Origin of the sequence: Vibrio sp. Vb2880 (assembly GCF_033337975.1) — a bacterium.
Classification (GTDB): Bacteria; Pseudomonadota; Gammaproteobacteria; order Enterobacterales; family Vibrionaceae; genus Vibrio; species Vibrio alginolyticus.
On sequence record NZ_JAWORT010000026.1, the window covers coordinates 1 to 19,139 of the forward strand.

General features: G+C 46.2%; 19 protein-coding genes and 1 tRNA gene. 13 read left to right on the forward strand and 7 right to left on the reverse strand.

Annotation, left to right across the window (positions count from 1 at the left end; all coding sequences use genetic code 11):
- Positions 1–2 precede the first annotated feature (2 nt).
- Both R7M92_RS21140 and orn read right to left on the reverse strand, forming a co-directional pair.
- Positions 3–75, reverse strand: a tRNA-Gly gene (locus R7M92_RS21140).
- A 156-nt stretch (positions 76–231) separates the two neighbouring features.
- Positions 232–777, reverse strand: coding sequence for an oligoribonuclease (gene orn, locus R7M92_RS21145; RefSeq protein ID WP_017635574.1), 546 nt, complete (start codon positions 775–777; stop codon positions 232–234).
- Between the two features lie 129 nt (positions 778–906).
- Here orn and rsgA point away from each other — a divergent pair, with 129 nt between their 5' ends.
- From rsgA to R7M92_RS21165, 4 genes are all read left to right on the forward strand, one after another.
- Positions 907–1,971 carry a small ribosomal subunit biogenesis GTPase RsgA gene (gene rsgA / locus R7M92_RS21150; protein ID WP_005386419.1) on the forward strand — a complete coding sequence of 355 codons (1,065 nt, stop codon included), beginning with the start codon at positions 907–909 and terminating at the stop codon, positions 1,969–1,971.
- Positions 1,972–2,087: 116 nt separating this feature from the next.
- A complete protein-coding gene (asd, locus tag R7M92_RS21155) occupies positions 2,088–2,945 on the forward strand; it encodes an archaetidylserine decarboxylase (protein ID WP_033907177.1) in 858 nt (285 codons plus the stop codon).
- 165 nt (positions 2,946–3,110) lie between these two features.
- Entirely contained in the window at positions 3,111–4,526 is a 1,416-nt protein-coding gene (locus tag R7M92_RS21160) for an SLC13 family permease (protein ID WP_318134239.1), read from the forward strand.
- A 132-nt stretch (positions 4,527–4,658) separates the two neighbouring features.
- On the forward strand, positions 4,659–5,546 hold the full coding sequence (locus tag R7M92_RS21165; RefSeq protein WP_318134241.1) for a DMT family transporter: 888 nt from the start codon (positions 4,659–4,661) through the stop codon (positions 5,544–5,546).
- Between the two features lie 81 nt (positions 5,547–5,627).
- Here R7M92_RS21165 and gpmM read toward each other — a convergent pair whose 3' ends face one another.
- Positions 5,628–7,160 carry a 2,3-bisphosphoglycerate-independent phosphoglycerate mutase gene (gpmM, locus tag R7M92_RS21170; protein WP_318134243.1) on the reverse strand — a complete coding sequence of 511 codons (1,533 nt, stop codon included), beginning with the start codon at positions 7,158–7,160 and terminating at the stop codon, positions 5,628–5,630.
- A gap of 547 nt (positions 7,161–7,707) precedes the next feature.
- On the opposite strand from gpmM, the gene R7M92_RS21175 reads away from it, so the two are divergent.
- From R7M92_RS21175 to R7M92_RS21195, 5 genes are all read left to right on the forward strand, one after another.
- On the forward strand, positions 7,708–8,142 hold the full coding sequence (locus R7M92_RS21175) for a rhodanese-like domain-containing protein (RefSeq protein WP_005386415.1): 435 nt from the start codon (positions 7,708–7,710) through the stop codon (positions 8,140–8,142).
- Between the two features lie 225 nt (positions 8,143–8,367).
- Complete coding sequence (secB, locus tag R7M92_RS21180; protein ID WP_005386410.1) at positions 8,368–8,832, forward strand: protein-export chaperone SecB; 465 nt, start codon at positions 8,368–8,370, stop codon at positions 8,830–8,832.
- 195 nt (positions 8,833–9,027) lie between these two features.
- A complete protein-coding gene (gene gpsA, locus R7M92_RS21185) occupies positions 9,028–10,065 on the forward strand; it encodes an NAD(P)H-dependent glycerol-3-phosphate dehydrogenase (protein ID WP_005381474.1) in 1,038 nt (345 codons plus the stop codon).
- A 78-nt stretch (positions 10,066–10,143) separates the two neighbouring features.
- Positions 10,144–10,965 carry a serine O-acetyltransferase gene (gene cysE, locus R7M92_RS21190; protein WP_005381475.1) on the forward strand — a complete coding sequence of 274 codons (822 nt, stop codon included), beginning with the start codon at positions 10,144–10,146 and terminating at the stop codon, positions 10,963–10,965.
- A gap of 27 nt (positions 10,966–10,992) precedes the next feature.
- Positions 10,993–12,138: a murein hydrolase activator EnvC family protein gene (locus R7M92_RS21195; protein ID WP_005381476.1), complete on the forward strand. Its 1,146-nt coding sequence runs from the start codon at positions 10,993–10,995 to the stop codon at positions 12,136–12,138.
- Between the two features lie 73 nt (positions 12,139–12,211).
- Here the strand turns inward: R7M92_RS21195 and R7M92_RS21200 are convergent, their stop codons facing one another.
- The 4 genes from R7M92_RS21200 to epmA all read right to left on the reverse strand — a co-directional run bounded on the left by R7M92_RS21200 (position 12,212) and on the right by epmA (position 15,325).
- Complete coding sequence (locus R7M92_RS21200; protein WP_318134245.1) at positions 12,212–13,168, reverse strand: DHH family phosphoesterase; 957 nt, start codon at positions 13,166–13,168, stop codon at positions 12,212–12,214.
- Positions 13,169–13,312: 144 nt separating this feature from the next.
- Entirely contained in the window at positions 13,313–13,948 is a 636-nt protein-coding gene (locus tag R7M92_RS21205; protein WP_005381480.1) for a TetR/AcrR family transcriptional regulator, read from the reverse strand.
- Positions 13,949–13,969: 21 nt separating this feature from the next.
- Positions 13,970–14,344, reverse strand: coding sequence for a VanZ family protein (locus tag R7M92_RS21210; protein ID WP_206954765.1), 375 nt, complete (start codon positions 14,342–14,344; stop codon positions 13,970–13,972).
- A 9-nt stretch (positions 14,345–14,353) separates the two neighbouring features.
- Complete coding sequence (gene epmA, locus R7M92_RS21215; protein WP_005381485.1) at positions 14,354–15,325, reverse strand: elongation factor P--(R)-beta-lysine ligase; 972 nt, start codon at positions 15,323–15,325, stop codon at positions 14,354–14,356.
- A 434-nt stretch (positions 15,326–15,759) separates the two neighbouring features.
- Between epmA and frdA the strand changes: the two genes are divergently transcribed.
- Genes frdA through frdD form a run of 4 tightly spaced genes read left to right on the forward strand, consistent with a single transcriptional unit; the run spans position 15,760 to position 19,092 of the window.
- Positions 15,760–17,559 (forward strand): fumarate reductase (quinol) flavoprotein subunit, encoded by a 1,800-nt coding sequence (frdA, locus tag R7M92_RS21220; protein WP_318134246.1) that lies wholly within the window; start codon positions 15,760–15,762, stop codon positions 17,557–17,559.
- Entirely contained in the window at positions 17,559–18,317 is a 759-nt protein-coding gene (locus tag R7M92_RS21225; protein ID WP_005381489.1) for a succinate dehydrogenase/fumarate reductase iron-sulfur subunit, read from the forward strand. Before frdA ends, R7M92_RS21225 begins: the two co-directional genes overlap by 1 nt.
- Positions 18,318–18,319: 2 nt before the next feature.
- Positions 18,320–18,703 (forward strand): fumarate reductase subunit FrdC, encoded by a 384-nt coding sequence (frdC, locus tag R7M92_RS21230; protein WP_005381491.1) that lies wholly within the window; start codon positions 18,320–18,322, stop codon positions 18,701–18,703.
- 11 nt (positions 18,704–18,714) lie between these two features.
- Positions 18,715–19,092, forward strand: coding sequence for a fumarate reductase subunit FrdD (frdD, locus tag R7M92_RS21235; RefSeq protein WP_005381493.1), 378 nt, complete (start codon positions 18,715–18,717; stop codon positions 19,090–19,092).
- Positions 19,093–19,139 lie beyond the last annotated feature (47 nt).

A 19,139-nucleotide genomic window follows, 5' to 3' on the forward strand; every position in this document is an offset into this window, starting at 1 on the left:
GGAGCGACACACGAGGTTCGAACTCGTGACCTCAACCTTGGCAAGGTTGCGCTCTACCAACTGAGCTAGTGTCGCATCAACAACGTTTCCGCTGTTTAGGGCTGCGAATTATAAGAGCATTTTTTTGTGATGCAAGTCCTTCCTTCAAAAAAACTTTATTTTTTTACTGAACGACGAAAAAGCAATCAAAAGCGATATAAATTACAACAATTTGGATCGCAACCTTAACAGTTAAATCTTGAAAATAGTACCTCGATAGTACTTAAGTTCTGCGATGGACTCACGAATGTCGTCCAAGGCCAAATGTGTTCCCTGTTTTGTGAACCCATTTAGCACCTCAGGTTGCCAGCGACGTGCTAGTTCTTTAAGAGTACTAACGTCAACATATCGGTAATGGAAGAACTCTTCCAACTCAGGCATATGCTTGTATAAAAAGCGACGATCCTGCCCAATGCTGTTACCACATATTGGCGACGCCCCTTTTGGCACCCATTTTTCTAAAAATTCAATGGTTTGTGCGACTGCGTCTTGTTCTGAGATTTGACTGTTTCGAACGCGCTCCACCAAACCGCTTGCCGTATGCGTATTAGTACACCAGTCGTCCATTTTCGCCAGTTCTTCTTCCGGCTGATGAATCGCTAACACTGGACCTTCAGCCAAAATATTTAGTTCGCTATCCGTGACAATAGAAGCAATTTCGATGATTTTGTGCGTTTCAGGATCAAGCCCTGTCATCTCTAAATCAACCCAAATTAGGTTTTGATCGCTAAAGGACATGGTTACGCCGCCTATTTGTTTATCGATAAAAGAGGTACTATACCTCAAAATACGAGAAACACGATACTCATACACGGAGCCAAGAGTACGGCTCAACCATTTGAGTAAATTCACATAAAGTACAGAATTGTGGCAAAGAAGAAAAAGTTAACCAAAGGTCAGGTGCGACGCGTACGTAGCAACCAACAAAAGCGTTTGAAGAAGCAAGAAGATTCCATCCAGTGGGATGAAAACATGCTAGGCGCCAGCAAGCAAGGTCTCGTGATCACTCGTTTTGGTCAGCACGCGGACATTGAAGACCTTGAAACAGGCGAAATTCAACGCTGTAACCTCCGCCGTGGTATTGAGTCTCTAGTATCTGGCGATCGTGTTTTATGGCGCGAAGGATTGGAGTCTATGGCGGGCATCTCTGGTGTTGTTGAAGCGGTAGAACCTCGCTCTTCAGTGCTCACTCGTCCAGATTATTACGATGGCCTAAAACCCGTTGCAGCCAATATTGATCAAATGGTCATTGTCTCTTCGGTATTACCAGAGCTATCGCTAAATATTATTGACCGCTATCTCGTTGCATCAGAAACACTGAATATTGCGCCATTGTTGGTCTTAAATAAAGTCGACCTTCTAGAAGCCGATGATCGTGCAATGTATGAAGAATGGCTCAAAGAATATGAACGCATTGGCTATAAAGTGCTTCTGGTCAGCAAGAAGTCTGGAGAAGGCATTGCTGAACTAGAAACCCTGCTGCGTGACCGAATTAATATCTTTGTTGGTCAATCAGGCGTAGGGAAATCCAGCTTAGTCAACGCGTTAATGCCGGAACTAGAGAGCGAAGTGGAAGAAGGCGAAGTCTCTGAGAACTCTGGCTTGGGCCAACACACCACGACGGCTGCACGTTTATACCACATTCCAACGGGTGGCGATTTGATCGACTCACCTGGAGTACGTGAATTTGGTCTTTGGCATTTGGAAGCAGAAGAAGTAACAAAAGCATTCGTTGAATTTCGACCATATTTAGGCGGTTGCAAGTTCCGAGATTGTAAACACAATGATGACCCAGGCTGCCTTCTACGCGAAGCTGTCGAGAACGGGGAAATTAACGAAACTCGCTTTGAAAACTATCATCGCATTTTGGAAAGCATGGTTGAAAACAAAGCAAATCGTCAGTATTCACGTAATAAAAAAGCCGATCTGTAATTGAGTTAAGGCTGTAACTGTGTAAAAAGTCTTCACCTAATACTGACAAGCAAATTAAATTTCAGTAACATCACGCGCCCTAAAGCGCGAATCTAACAGAAGTATCGGAATTAAAGATGGACAAGTTTAAAGTTGGACTGCAGTACTGGATCCCACAACACGGCCTCACTCGCCTAATGGGTAAACTGGCTTCAGCAAAAGCTGGCGGTCTAACAACAGCAGTTATTCGTTGGTTTATCAAACAATACAATGTGAATATGGATGAGGCAAAGCACTCAGATCCTAAGCATTTTAAAACGTTCAACGAGTTTTTCGTTCGTGAGCTAAAAGAAGGCGCACGCCCAATTTCTGAAGGCGAAAACGTCATCACTCATCCAGCCGACGCTTGTGTTAGCCAGTTTGGCCCTATTGAAGATGGTCAACTTATCCAAGCAAAAGGTCATCACTTCTCAGCACAAGAATTGCTGGGCGGTGACGCGAATTTAGCTGACGAATTTAAAGATGGTTCTTTTGCGACATTGTACCTATCTCCGCGCGATTACCACCGTGTACACATGCCATGTGACGGCACTCTGCGCCAAATGATTTACGTACCAGGTGACCTGTTCTCAGTAAACCCTCTGACAGCAGAAAACGTACCAAACCTATTTGCACGTAACGAGCGTGTGGTGTGTATCTTCGATACTGAGTTTGGTCCAATGGCACAGGTGCTTGTTGGTGCGACAATTGTTGGTAGCATTGAGCAAGTATGGGCTGGCACGATCACTCCGCCTCGTGGAAACACTGTCTACAAATGGGATTACCCAGCAGAGGGTGACAAGGCCGTGATCTTGAAAAAAGGCGAAGAGATGGGCCGCTTCAAACTGGGTTCTACTGTTATTAACCTGTTTGCCAAAGACGCGATTGAGTTTGACGCAAGCATGGAAAACGGTAAGCCAACCGTTATGGGCACACCTTACGCCTTAAAAAATTAAGTAAAACACCGTTAAGAGCCCTTTATTCAGGGCTCTTTTTATTGATAAAAAGCAAAACTCCGTTCGAAATTTAGCCTCTATTTCTCAAACTCATACCTGCCTCTAAGACCCTCATTCCACAATCAATTATCCTGCGCTTAGAATGAATATTTAGAGGGGCAGCCAATGCCAAAGATGAGTGTAAACACGTTGGCGAAATTGCTGGTGTGCTTTTTAATTCCGCTCGGTGTTTTGATGATGCCGATCGATGCTATTCCTATTGACGATCTCACTTTAATTCAGCATCGCCTGTTAGCTATTTTTCTTCTTGCTGCCCTACTTTGGGTTCTCGAGCCGGTTCCCGTTTTTGCTACGTCCATTCTTATTATCGCTCTTGAACTGATCATGATATCGGATAAAGGTTTGCATCTATTTCGCAATACACCAGCGGGGCATGATTTAGGAGAGTTAATTGCTTACACCGATATTTTCTCGGCCTTCTCTTCACCGATCATTATTCTTTTTATGGGTGGTTTTGCTCTCGCGATTGCGGCTTCCAAATACGAGCTCGACAACAACCTCGCCCGAGTTCTATTAAAACCATTCGGCACCCAACCTAAGTTCATCATGCTGGGCTTGATGTTAATTACCGCCGTTTTTTCAATGTTTATGTCCAATACTGCCACGACCGTGATGATGCTAGCCCTGCTTGGCCCCATCGTCGCTTCAGCACCTAAAGGGGATTTAGGCATTAAAGCACTGGTGTTGTGTATTCCAATTGCCGCGAATACAGGCGGCATTGCGACTCCGATAGGCACGCCACCTAATGCGATAGCGCTTCAATATCTCACTGGAGAAAACGCGATAGACTTCCTATCGTGGATGACAATGGGTCTACCATTTGTGTTGGTACAACTCACTGTAGCTTGGTTCTTGTTGCAAAAGCTGTTTCCGTCTAGCGAACCAGAAATGAAACTAAAGCTAGATGGTACATTCAAAAGGAGCTGGCGTGCGATCGTCGTCTACATCACTTTTGCACTAACCATTTTGCTTTGGATGACAACGAAAGTGCATGGCATGAATACATATGTTGTCGCGATTATCCCACTAGCAGTGTTCACGTTAACGGGCATTATGGGAAAAGAAGAGCTCAAGCTGATTAACTGGGATGTTTTATGGCTAGTTGCCGGTGGTATAGCAATTGGCATTGCCTTAGACAAAACGGGCTTAGCCGAAGCATTAGCGCACGCCATTGATTACAGCCTGCTATCACCATTTGCCGTTGTTTTAGCCCTATCGGTAGTGTGCTGGTTAATGGCGAACTTTATGTCTAATACCGCAACGGCAAACTTATTGATGCCTATTGCTGCCGCTATTGGTACATCCATGCCAAGCCTTATTGCGGTTGGTGGCCTACAAGGTTTACTGGTTGTCGTCGCCTTCTCCGCATCACTTGGCATGATCTTACCGGTTTCCACACCACCAAACTCTTTGGCTTATTCAACAGGCCTCATCGAGAGCAAAGACATGGCGAAAGTAGGCCTGATTCTCGGTTTGATTGGTCTACTTATCGTGTATGGCGCAGTTTTGGTACTGTTTTAATCGAAGAGCTCCATGAAAAAGCGTGTTGTCATGGAGCTGCTCTCCAGCTACTGCCCTCACAGAGCGGCTTTTACATCCCATAAATTTCGTGCATATTAAGACTCCTCTACTCTACAAGGACGTCGACACATCATGGGTTACGAATGGCTTGCTTTATGTGCCGCTTTTCTGTGGGCAGTTTCTAGCCTTATTTCTGTCATTCCTGCACAACACCTAGGCGCTTTTTCTTACAGCCGCTGGCGCATGGGCTGTACGGCCGTGATCTTATCAACAATGGCCTGGATAACTGGCGGCTGGTTAACGGTTTCTTGGGAACATGTAACGCCAATGATGGCCTCAGGACTGATTGGTATTTTTATTGGCGATACCGCTCTATTCGCGTGTTTGAATCGTATGGGGCCAAGACAAGCCGGGTTACTCTTCTCTTGCCACGCCGTGTTCTCTGCCATCTTGGGCTACTTCTTATTTAGCGAAGTCATGACCGCAATAGAACTACTGGGCGCATCATTGGTATTTAGCGGCGTGGTGATGGCGATATTCTTTGGCCGAAGAGGTCAAGTGAATAACGTCTTGGAAGACATTAAAGGTAACATCTGGGTAGGTATTGGACTTGGCTTAACCGCAGCAATGTGCCAAGCATTGGGCGGCATCATCGCCAAGCCAGTAATGCAAACCAGTATTGACCCCGTTGCGGCTTCTGCTATTCGAATGATCAGTGCCTTTTTCGCCCACAGCATGTTGTTAGTTCTAGGGGTCAAAGTCGCTCGCTCGACGCAACACATTACTTGGCGCGTATTTGGTATTACTGCGCTTAATGGTTTCTTGGCGATGGCCGTCGGCATGACGCTAATCTTATACGCACTGCAAGAAGGAAATGTAGGTATGGTTGCCCTTCTATCTTCAACCACGCCAATTATGTTGCTACCACTGCTCTGGATTTACACCAAACGCCGACCAAACCGATTTGCATGGTTGGGCGCAGCCCTAGCTGTGATTGGTGCGGGCATATTGGTTCAGTAACCTTGCAGGCCAGCCCTTACTGCCAGATACAAAAAAGCCCGAGTCGAACTCGGGCTTTTATCATTCTGAATCGTCAGTTAATTACTTAACTAGCACTTCACCAGACATTTCTGCAGGGATTTCTAGACCTGCTAGAGAAAGCATTGTTGGTGCAAGGTCAGACAGTTTACCGCCTTCTTTGAACTCAACCGCTTTGTCACCTACGTAGATTAGAGGTACTGGTAGGTTAGTGTGAGCAGTGTGGATGCCGCCAGTTTCTGGGTCGATCATCATCTCTGCGTTACCGTGGTCCGCAGTGATCAGTAGCTGACCACCCACTTCTTTGATTGCTTCAACCACTTTACCAACGCTTTCGTCTAGTGCTTCGATTGCTTTCTCAGCCGCTTCATAAACGCCAGTGTGACCAACCATATCTGCATTCGGGTAGTTACAGATGATGGTATCGAACTTACCTGATTTGATAGCCGCAACCATCTTCTCTGTTAGTTCTGGAGAGCTCATTTCAGGCTGCATGTCGTACGTTGCAACTTTTGGAGAAGCAACCAATTGACGCTCTTCGCCTTCGAATTCGTTCTCAACACCACCGTTGAAGAAGAAAGTCACGTGTGCGTATTTCTCTGTTTCAGAGATACGTAGCTGAGTTTGACCTTGTTTAGATAGCCACTCACCGTAAGTGTTTTCTAGAGACGCAGGTGGGAATGCGATAGCTAGAGGGATATCAGCCGCGTATTGAGTCAGCATCACAAAGTTAATTGCTGGGAATACTGCACGCTCAAAGCCGTCAAATGCAGGAACGAATGCACGAGTGATTTGACGTGCACGGTCAGCACGGTAGTTCATGAAGATAACCGCATCGCCATCTTGCATGATTGCGTCTTCTTGACCTTCTGCTTTGATAGCTGTTGCTTTAACGAATTCGTCGTTTTCTTCACGAGCGTAAGCCGCTTCTAGACCTGCAACTGCCGTTTCTGCTGTGAACTCAGCTTTAGCTTGAGTTAGAAGATCGTAAGCAACTTGGACGCGATCCCAGTTATTGTCACGGTCCATTGCGTAGTAACGACCTACTAGAGAAGCAACGCGGCCTTTACCTAGTTTCGCAAATAAGTCTTGGAAACGTTGTAGTGAGTTTTCAGCACTACGTGGTGGTGTGTCACGGCCGTCTAGGAAGCAGTGTAGGTAGATTTTCTCTGCGCCACGCGCCGCTGCCATTTCAACTGCTGCGTAAATGTGGTCTTCGTGAGAGTGAACACCGCCTGGAGACATCAGGCCCATGATGTGTACTGCTTTTTCAGCTTTCACAGCAGAGTCGATTGCTTCAACTAGCGCAGGCGTTTGTTCGAACTCACCATCAGCAATTGATTTGGTGATACGAGTCAGGTCTTGGTATACAACGCGGCCTGCACCAATGTTAGTGTGACCAACTTCAGAGTTACCCATTTGACCATCAGGAAGGCCAACATCCATGCCTGAAGCAGAGATTAATGTGTGTGGGTTATTCGCAATCAGAGCATCCATTACTGGTGTTTTCGCATTCGCAATTGCGTTACTTGCTGTGTCTTCACGGTAACCGTAACCGTCAAGGATAACTAGAGCCAATGGCTTCTTAGCTGACATAGTGATGACCTCATCAAATTTAAGTAACTTTTGGCGTAGGGCCTCGCTGCCCTATCTAACCTTGAAACAAAACTAGCGTAATTTTACTACACTTTTTAACCAAAACTGTAGGTTAAGATCAAATAATGTTTGCGATTTATTGTTGCTATCTTACAAGTTAAGCGAACAACGAGTCAGTGCCGACAATCGTGTTCCACAAGCATAGTCATTTCTAATACGCTTTGTACACCCCAGTCTAAGTTCGGTTTTCTTACGCTTCTCATTCTTATTTTTGCACTTGAAACAGCGCTAATTTAAAGCAACATCAAACAAGATGGGTTAATACCTATTGTTCTCTTTTCTCAGTAAAACAGAAGTCACTTAAACCAATAAGTCCAATAGGCAAAAGCAATCAAGCTACCAGAGCAAAATGTACGGATAGTAAGGGCATAAAGGGTTTATAGAGATCTCAATTATTCGTTAGAAAATTTTAACCCTCTCGCCTAAGAGCCGTAACCTCGCTATACTCCTGCTTTATTTTTCCGCCAACAGCGTAAGAGCTCAAGACATGCAAGAGTACATTGAATTTTTCCAACAGAACATGATTCTATCTTTGGTTTGGGTAGGTCTTCTTGTCGCCTTTATCATGAACATCGTGAAATCAGCGACAGCCGCATACAAAGAAATCAACGTAAACCAACTGACTCATCTTATGAACCGTGAAAACGGCGTTGTAGTGGATATCCGTACCAAAGACGAGTTCAAAAAAGGTCATATCACCGACTCACTTCACATTTTACCGTCAGACATCAAAGCGGGTAACTTGGGTAGCCTTGAAAACCACAAATCAGACCCAATCATTGTGGTATGTAAGACAGGACAGACCGCTCAAGAAAGCGCAAACCTACTAGTAAAAGCTGGCTTCGAAAACGTGAGCCTACTAAAAAATGGTTTGATTGCGTGGAACGAAGCGAACCTGCCGTTAGTTCGCGGTAAGAAGTAGGAACGTGGCAAGAACGAAAGTTCGCGTTTAAACGCGCTTTTACCAAGCCTCGCGGACAAAAAACTGAGCAAATTGAAAGCAGTTGGAGCACTAAGTTGTGACGCTTTGCACGTAATACACGCTTCATCTAGTCAAGGTAGATTGGCTCAGTTAGTCTCAGGACATACCAGTTTTCTGAGCTTAGACGTTTCTAGGCTCAACAAATATTGATTTAAGGATTAAAAAATGGCTGAAGCAGCACCTCAAGACGCACAACAAAACTTCGCAATTCAACGCATCTTCCTAAAAGACGTTTCTTTTGAAGCGCCGAACTCTCCAGTAATTTTCCAGAAAGAGTGGAACCCAGACGTTAAACTAGACCTAGACACTCAAAGCCGTGAGCTTGGTGAAGGCGTTTACGAAGTTGTTCTACGCCTAACCGTTACTGTGAAGAACGAAGAAGAGACTGCGTTCCTATGTGAAGTTCAACAAGGTGGTATCTTCACTGCTGAACAAATGGAAGCTGGTCAACTTGCACATTGCCTAGGCGCATTCTGCCCGAACATCCTATTCCCATACGCTCGTGAAACTATCTCAAGCCTAGTCGTTAAAGGTACGTTCCCTCAACTGAACCTAGCGCCAGTAAACTTTGACGCGCTATTCATGAACTACCTACAACAGCAAGCTCAACAAGGCGAAGCTGAAGCGTAATTCACGTTTTATAAGTGACGAATAGCCACAGTGCTGACGTCACCGAATCAAATAAAATGCACAGAGCGTCTACCATCCGATGCAATGTGCATTTTTTATTTCTGACAAAAGTTCCTAGTTCCTAATCGCCAGAAGGCGTAAAATTTGACGATTAGGAACTAGATTCTACTAGTAGCAAGACAATTAGGCGGTAGCATGACACAAGCAAATACAAACAATGCTTACGGTAAAGACATCGCAATGACTGTGATTGGCGCAGGCTCATACGGCACCTCTTTGGCAATCTCACTCGCTCGTAACGGCGCGAACGTTGTCCTTTGGGGACACGAGCCAGAGCACATGGCTCGCCTAGAAGCAGACCGAGCTAACCATGCCTTTTTACCAGGTGTTGATTTCCCTGAAAGCTTGATCATTGAATCGGATTTAGAAAAAGCCGTTCAAGCAAGCCGAGATTTGTTGGTTGTGGTTCCAAGCCATGTCTTTGGCATCGTGCTAAACAGCTGTAAACCATTCTTGCGCGAAGACTCTCGCATCTGTTGGGCAACCAAAGGGCTTGAACCTGAAACGGGGCGCCTACTGAAAGACGTCGCTTATGACATTATCGGTGAAAACTACTCACTAGCAGTATTGTCTGGCCCAACGTTTGCGAAAGAGCTCGCAATGGGTATGCCGACTGCAATCTCTGTTGCGTCTCCAGATTCTGAATTTGTTGCGGATCTACAAGAAAAAATCCACTGTAGCAAAACCTTCCGCGTATATGCCAATAGTGACTTTATTGGTATGCAATTGGGTGGCGCTGTGAAAAACGTTATTGCGATTGGTGCGGGTATGTCTGATGGTATCGGTTTTGGCGCCAATGCCCGTACTGCATTAATTACTCGTGGCTTGGCTGAAATGAGTCGCCTTGGTGCTGCGCTGGGTGCACAGCCAGAAACCTTTATGGGCATGGCGGGTTTAGGCGATCTTGTCCTGACATGTACCGATAACCAATCACGTAACCGACGCTTTGGCTTGGCATTAGGCCAAGGTAAAGACGTTGATACGGCTCAAGAAGAAATTGGTCAAGTGGTTGAAGGTTACCGCAATACAAAAGAAGTATGGCTACTTTCTCAACGTATGGGTGTTGAGATGCCGATAGTTGATCAAATTTATCAAGTATTGTATCAAGGAAAAGATGCGCGCTTAGCAGCGCAAGATTTACTTGCTCGTGACAAAAAAGCCGAAGGAAAGTAGCAATCTACCGCCCTTTGCAGCTCATCTGAGAAAAATTGAAGTTGTCGGGTCACGGAAGAACCACTCTGGATATTGAGAATGAAACACTGCGAAAAACAAAAAGTCTGGAACAAAATTGTCTCAGAAGCCCGTGAAATGTCAGAACAAGAGCCTATGCTGGCAAGCTTCTATCATGCCACCATTATCAAGCATGAAAGTTTGTGTGCCGCTCTGAGTTATATTCTGGCTAACAAATTGAACACCGCTTCCATGCCAGCGATGGCTGTGCGTGAAGTGGTTGAAGAAGCCTTTGCGGCTGATCCAACCATCACTGACGGTGCGGCTTGTGATATTTGTGCCACGGTCAATCGCGACCCTGCTGTTTCAATGTACTCAATGCCATTGCTGTACCTAAAAGGCTATCACGCACTGCAAGGCTACCGAGTAGCAAACTGGCTGTGGAAGCAAGGTCGTCACGCTCTTGCGACTTACCTACAAAATCAGATTTCGGTAGCATGTCAGGTCGATATTCACCCTGCAGCGCGCATTGGTAGTGGTATCATGCTCGACCATGCAACAGGCATCGTGATTGGTGAAACTGCCGTGGTCGAAAACGACGTGTCTATACTGCAAGATGTCACCCTTGGTGGTACTGGTAAAGAATGCGGTGATCGTCACCCGAAAATTCGCGAGGGTGTGATGATCGGAGCTGGTGCAAAGATTCTTGGCAATATCGAAGTCGGTGAAGGCGCGAAAATCGGATCTTGCTCTGTGGTATTGCAAGCCGTGCCTCCTCACACAACGGTGGCTGGCGTGCCTGCAAAAATCGTCGGACGTCCAAAAACGGACAAACCCTCTCTCGATATGGATCAAGGCTTTAACGGCAAGTCGCAAAGCTTTATCCATGGAGATGGTATTTAATCGTCAACAAACCTTTTTGACAACAACGTGGTAGGTAACTCTCAAGTGCGAAAACAAAATCACCCTGTTCTACGCTCGGCTATTTTATTAACTTGTGCTTTATCTGCCACTTATCCCATTACCTCCTCTGCTGTGAGTCAGCAAGAGCTCAAAGGCGTATCCAGTGAGATAAGCCGTCAGCGCAAATCGCTCTCTTCCCAAGAAAAGCAGCTCAATGAGTTACAGAAGTCACTAAAAGATCAAGAGCTTGGTATTTCTAAGCTTGAGCGTGAAATACGACAAACCAAGTCTAACCTCGCACAAGCAGACAAAAACATAGAAAACCTGGAAGAGAAAATTGCCTTGCAAGAAGCACAGCGTCAAGAGCAAGAAGAAGAACTCAAACAGCTGCTGCAAACGTATTACGTAACCGAGCGAGCGAAGGCCAATGGTCACTTGTTAAATCAAGGTGTGGAAGAAGACCGCATGAGCCAATACTTCCAGCATTTAGCTAAAGCACGTGCTGAAGTGATTGATGCGATCACCAAAATAACCCAAGAATTAGCGCACAACAAAAACCAGCTCGAGCTAGAAAAAGAGCAAATCGAGACTCTGCTCAAGCAGCAATCCGAAAAACGTACAGCGCTAGCGAGTACACAATCCAAGCGTAAGCAAACCCTGAATAAAATTCAGAGCAGTATCAAGAATGACAAACGCTACTTAGCCGAGCTGCAACGCAACGAAACCCGTTTAAAAGCAGAGATCGCCAAAGCAGCGAAGCGTAATGCGGTGCCAATGGACGGACTCGGCAAACAGCGCGGTAAGTTGCCCTGGCCACTCAAAGGCAGTGTGTTACACAACTTTGGTACGCGACAAACTGGGCAGGTAAACTGGAAGGGTATGGTGTTGTCTGCCAACTATGGTCAACAAGTGAAAGCCGTTTATCCTGGTACTGTCGTATTTGCTGAGTATCTGCGCGGATACGGTTTAGTGGTACTGCTCGACCACGGAAAAGGTGACATGACCCTCTATGGTTACAACCAAGCGTTAACTAAAAAAGAAGGCGATCGAGTCACCGCCGGCGAAGTGATTGCTCTCGCGGGTGATACGGGTGGTCAAGACAGGCCATCGCTGTACTTTGAAATTCGTCGTAATAGTGAAGCGCAGAATCCGAAATCTTGGTTAAAACGCTGATTATCTGACTCATCGACTTATAATAAAAAAGGAGCCACTCGGCTCCTTTTTTGCATTCATATTTTGGAAAATGCTATGCGTAGTAGGTTTCTACCGCATCAATAAAAGCATGCACATCATCTTTGCTTAACGCGTTGATTCCTGCCGCCGCCTCTCGGCCCCCACCTGTCGGGAACTGACCACACACGGCCACGGCACCTTGTTTATTGTTTAACGGGGCACGAAGTGAAACCGTATAAGTCCCACCTGCATTTTCAGTAAGTACCGCATGCGCAGAGTCAGGGTTTTGGTTTGCCAGCCAGTTGCCATAAACACCACTGATTCGGCGTGATGCCGCCGTGTTTGGTAACTCAAACAACTTTAGCTTACCGCTCTCATGCATGGCAGGCACTGCGAGAGCCGCCTCCATGTCTTGTTGGTAAGCCGATTGCAATTGGTAGTATGGCGAGGCCGTATCTTCAATAGCTTCAAATGGTGACATGTACTTCAGCAAAGCTCGGTACAGCTCCGCAGGATGAAAGTGTAAATCTTCGACTTTCGAGCCGTAGCCGTTGTAGTTAATTAAAGTACCCAGCTCTTTTAGCTGCTCTTTCTGTTGCTGCGACAAGCCCGCGTTATTCGCTAACTCATCGGCTTTAGCAATCATGTTATCGCCATAAGCCGCCGTAATCGCCCAGTCATGAAAACGCCCATCAAGCAACTTATCGACAATCAACGCCGTGCACATGTTGGCATCGAGATCGATGTGCGCATCCAAATTACCATGCTGAGGAATGTCACCCGCTTTGTGATGGTCGGCGTAAAAGACGTGAGCGCCTTGAGCCAAAGCTTGCTCTAGACCTGCCATGTTCTTTTCCATCGAAATGTCTAACACAGTCAGCTCATCACCCACTTGCACGTCTACTTTTTCCACCAGTTTGATGTCGCGCTTTACACCGGTTATTAACTGGGCATCGACAGGATCAGCCAAACGCAATTGTAGAAGAGCAATGATGCCATCAGCATCACCATTAAAAATGTCGTAATTCATGGGGCGATAGTTCCTTTATCGAGAATCTTATCCCTGCAAGGGTTTTTAGCGTATGGGATTATTGTGCGTGGCATATTTGACAAGTCAACTCGAGCCACGACTCGAAAATGAGAGTGACTCTCGAAATATTAAGCAGTTTGACGTTTAACTGTGTAAATTGCTAACCGCATCTTCTAATAACAGTAGCTGCTCTAAGCCCTGCTCAGTTGCTAATGGCTTAACGACATTAAGCATCTGCAACATCCCTTGCTTCACCATTTGCTCGGTAATGTTGGTTTTTGAAGCCATCGCGGATTGATACGCCAACCAACTACACGCAATCAAGTGCAATGTACATACCAATGACTTCAACTGTTGTTGATCGACATTCAACAGCTTCATCGTTACGAACTCTTGCATAATAGCAATGAGGTTCGCTTGCAGCTTCTCTTGCACATCGATGTACTGTTCGTGTAGCTGTTCATCTCGTGACAAGATTTCTGGTAAGTTTGCGTAGAAAAAGCGGTATTTCCACATCAAGGTAAAAATAGAGTCTAGGTAGCTCTTCAGCATAGTCAGGCTCTCTTGCGAACCTTGAATAGGGGTAAATCTTTCTAAAAGTTCTGCTGAATAAAGCGCAAAGATCTCACGAACGATTTCTTGCTTATTGCGGAAGTGGTAATACAGATTACCAGGGCTAATTTCGATGTGATCGGCAATGTGATTGGTGGTGATGTTGCGCTCACCATGTTGGTTGAACAACTCCAGTGCCGCGTAGACGATTTTGTCGCGCGTTTTCATTGTTATCGTGTTCCCTCTTCATTAACGAATCGAGTATAGCGACTTCACCAACCTAGGTCGATAGAGGCTCCAAATACGGTAACATAACAGACCAGTTAAGATGCCAGTTGAGTTGGCGACAAGGTCTAACCAAGAAGTTTGTCGCCCTACATACCCTTGCAACCACTCAATAACGGCGCTGAATAGCAAAATACCAATCGCCACCGCCCAACGTTGACGCCAACGCCACACACAAAAACAACCTAAAAACGCAAAGCCGCTGTACGCCATAGCGTGCTGCATTTTGTCGAGATACACGATATTGCCCCAGTCTTGCAGTTCACCTGAACTCAGAGATAAAAAAGCGATCAATATGGCGTAGCTAAAGATGGCGAAACGTGCAGCCGTCAGGTTCATTGGACGTCCTTATGCAATTGGAAATGGAAAGGCCGTCACTTGATCAATGTGGTCACAGCCTAGCGCCAGCATGATCAAACGATCGATACCCAACGCGACCCCTGCACAATCTGGCAACCCTGCTTCCAGTGCAGAGATCAGATGATAATCGATCGGCTGTGGTTTTAAACCCATTTCGATACGCTTTGCGTTATCTTGTTCAAAGCGCGCTAATTGCTCTTTCGGGTTATCCAGTTCATGAAATCCGTTCGCCAGCTCTATCCCCTTAAAGTACACTTCAAAACGATCCGCGACGCGATGATCTTGAGGATTGATTTTCGCAAGCGCCGCCTGTGATGCAGGGAAGTCGTACACAAAAGCCGGCACGTCCTGACCAATTTTGTTTTCTACTCCCACGCTAAATAGTAGTTGCAGCAGCGTATCGCGATCTTCTTCAGGCTCAGCAATGTCACTCAAACCCAGCTTGCTTGCCGCCGCTTTCAGCTCAGTCATCGAGCCTTCCAGTGGACACACACCCAACACATCAATGAAGGCTTGCTGATACGTCATGCGCTGCGCTGCGCCACACTTCAATACCAGCTGCAACAGGTCATCCATTTCATCCATCAATTTATGATGGTCAAAGCCAACGCGATACCACTCCAACATCGTGAATTCAGGGTTGTGGTAGCGACCATTCTCTTCATTACGAAATGCTTTGTTGATTTGATAAATACAACCGCTGCCCGCAGCCAAAAGGCGCTTCATATGGAACTCTGGGCTGGTCATAAAAAACAGCTTACTGCCATCGGCATAGCCTGGGCCAACAAACTCGGTTTGGAAAGTATGCAAATGAATGTCAGTCACGGTTGCGTGACTCATGGCTGGCGTATCGACTTCCATCACCTGTCGGTCAGCGAAGAATTGTCGAATCGACGCGATTAACGTCGCACGTTGACGAAGTTGGTCAATGGAAGCAGTAGGTTGCCAGTTGGTTTGCATAACAAGTCTCTCAAACTTTAATTCAGCGAGGAAGCCTCATTCTACATGCTTTTTACTCTTCAAGAAGAGAGGAATATCCCTTCTTCTTTTTACTAATGTGCTCGCCAATTTGAGGCAAGCATTACTCGTGCCGCAGAACAAAAAACACTCAGTTAAAATCCTATTATCCATGCGGTTAATGTCGCGCAACACAGGTTTAACATCCCTAATGTTAATGCTTGAGGGCCAAAACCTCGATGCCGTGATAGCAGTCACATAACCTATAAATTCTATGCCCTTAAGTGCATTACCGAAGCAAAAACCCAATTACATCAATTTTTCTGCCATGTGGCTCATCTACACTAACCCTACTACTTTTGGGGAGTTCTTTTTAAAGAGCGCCTCGTAATGACAATAACAAGCGGATTTCCGCAATCACACACTGGAGGATAACTGTGCAAATTATCACCACAGATATCGCAGTCATCGGCGCAGGCGGCGCTGGTCTTCGTACTGCTATTGCAGCGGCTGAAGCAAACCCAGACTTAGAAGTCGCTCTGATTTCTAAAGTTTATCCAATGCGCTCCCACACGGTCGCTGCAGAGGGTGGCTCAGCAGCAGTTATCAAGGATGAAGATAGCTTAGACAACCACTTCAACGACACTATTGGCGGTGGTGACTGGCTATGTGAACAGGATGTTGTTGAATACTTTGTAGAGAACGCGACTCGCGAAATGATCCAAATGGAGCAATGGGGTTGCCCATGGAGTCGTAAAGAGAACGGTGAAGTCAACGTACGCCGCTTTGGTGGTATGAAGGTTGAACGTACTTGGTTCGCTGCAGACAAAACTGGCTTCCACATGCTTCATACGCTATTCCAGACATCAATGAAGTACAGCAACATCAAACGTTTTGATGAGTACTTTGTGGTGGATCTGCTTGTTGATGAAGGCGAAGTTCAAGGTCTGATTGCTATTCACATGTCTGAAGGCGAGCTTGTTACTATCAAAGCAAAATCTGTTGTTCTAGCAACAGGTGGCGCGGGCCGTGTTTACCACTGTAACACCAACGGCGGTATCGTAACGGGCGATGGTATGGCAATGGCTTACCGTCACGGCGTTCCTCTACGTGATATGGAATTCGTTCAATACCACCCAACAGGTCTTCCTGGTACAGGTATCCTGATGACGGAAGGTTGTCGTGGTGAAGGCGGTATCATCGTTAACAAGAATGGCTACCGTTACCTACAAGATTACGGCATGGGCCCTGAAACTCCAGTTGGCCAACCGAAGAACAAATACATGGAACTGGGTCCTCGTGACAAAGTTTCTCAAGCTTTCTGGCACGAACAACAGAAAGGCAACACCATCAAACACCCACTGGGTGACGTGGTGCACCTAGACCTTCGCCACCTTGGTGAAGAGTACCTACAAGAACGTCTACCGTTCATCTGTGAGCTAGCAAAAGCTTATGTAAACGTGGACCCTGCAAAAGAGCCAATTCCAATTCGTCCAACCGTTCACTACACCATGGGTGGTATTGAAACGGACGGCGGTTGTGAAACTCGCATTAAAGGCCTATTCGCGGTGGGTGAATGTGCGTCTGTTGGTCTTCATGGTGCAAACCGTCTAGGTTCTAACTCACTGGCTGAGTTCGTGGTATTTGGCCGCGTAGCAGGTGAAAACGCCGTGAAACGTGCGGCAGAATTCAAAGGCTGGAACGACGCGGCAATTGACGCGCAAGTAAAAGCGGTTGAAGAACGCATCGCTAACCTAATGAACCAAGAAGGCGACGAAAACTGGGCAGAAATCCGCACGGAAATGGGTCACACCATGGAAGCGGGTTGTGGTATCTACCGCCAAGAAGATTTGATGCAAGCGACTATCGACAAGATCACTGAGTTGAAAGAACGCTACAAACGCATCAGCATCAAAGACAAAGGTAAAGTGTTCAACACTGACCTTCTGTACGCCATTGAAGTAGGCTACGGCCTAGAAGTCGCAGAAGCGATGGTTCACTCTGCGATTCTACGTAAAGAATCTCGCGGTGCGCACCAACGTCTAGACGACGGTTGTACAGAACGTGATGACGTGAACTTCCTAAAACACTCACTTGCTTTCTACAAGCCAGAGTCAGCACCAAGTATCGATTACAGCAATGTGACCATCACTAAGTCACAACCAAAAGCTCGTCTATACGGTGAAGCAGCAGAAAAAGCCGCGGCTGAAGAGAAGAACGCAGAGGAGCAAGCATAATGTCAGCAAATCGCATTCAAAAAGTAGACATCCTGCGTTACGACCCAGAAAAAGATGCAGAACCATACAAGCAAACATTCGAAGTACCATTCGATGAAACCATGTCTGTACTTGACGCACTTGGTTACATCAAAGACCACCTAGACAAAGATCTGTCTTACCGTTGGTCTTGCCGTATGGCGATCTGTGGTTCTTGCGGCATCATGGTGAACAACGTACCGAAACTTGCTTGTAAGAGCTTCCTACGTGACTACCCAGACGGTGTGACTATCGAGCCTCTAGCGAACTTCCCAATCGAGAAAGACTTGATTGTTGATATGACGCCATTCATCGAGCGCCTAGAAGCAATCAAACCATACATCATTGGTAACGATCGTAAACCAGAAGACGGTACGAACTTGCAAACGCCAGAACAGATGGCGAAATACAAACAGTTTGCTGGCTGTATCAACTGTGGTCTGTGCTATGCAGCATGTCCTCAGTTTGGTCTTAACCCAGAGTTCATCGGTCCTGCTGCACTAACGCTAGCCCACCGCTACAACCTAGACAGTCGTGACAACGGTAAAGATGAGCGCATGAAGCTTATCAACGGTGAAAACGGTGCTTGGGGTTGTACGTTTGTTGGTTACTGTTCTGAAGTTTGTCCGAAGAACGTTGACCCAGCAGCGGCAGTAAACCAAGGCAAAGTGGAGTCTTCTATGGACTTCGTGATTGCTATGTTGAAACCTGATGGTTCACCAAAGAAAGTGGAGGCATAAGGATGAGCAATCGTAAACCTTACGTTCGTGAAGTAAAACGCACTTGGTGGAAGAACCATCCTTTCTACCGCTTCTACATGCTACGTGAAGCTACGGTGCTTCCGTTAATTCTATTCACTCTGTTCCTAACTTTCGGTTTAGGTTGCTTGGTGAAAGGTCCTGAAGCATGGCAAGGTTGGTTAGCGTTCATGGCGAACCCAATCGTAGTCGCAATCAACATCGTTGCACTACTCGGTAGCCTATTCCACGCTCAAACTTTCTTCAGCATGATGCCACAAGTAATGCCAATTCGTTTGAAAGGCAAACCAGTGGACAAGAAGATCATCGTATTGACTCAGTGGGCCGCGGTTGCGTTCATCTCACTGATCGTTCTCATCGTGGTGTAAGGAGCTGAGCAATGAAACCGAATTATAGTGTAAACACATCACCAAAACGTTCTGATGAGCCAATCTGGTGGGGTCTGTTTGGCGCAGGTGGTACTTGGTTCGCGATGATCACGCCAATCACTGTTCTTGTGCTAGGTATCTTAGTCCCACTAGGCGTGATTGATGCAGAAGCGATGAGCTACGAGCGTGTCTCTGCATTCGCAACCAGCATCATCGGTGCGCTATTCATCATTGGCACGCTAGCATTGCCAATGTGGCATGCAATGCACCGTGTACACCACGGCATGCACGACCTTAAGTTCCACACTGGTGTGATTGGTAAAATTGCATGCTATGCATTTGCAGGCCTCATCACTGCACTAGCAGTTATCTTTATCTTCATGATTTAAGAGACTGACCAAAAAAAGAAAAAGCTGGCTAAATGCCAGCTTTTTAT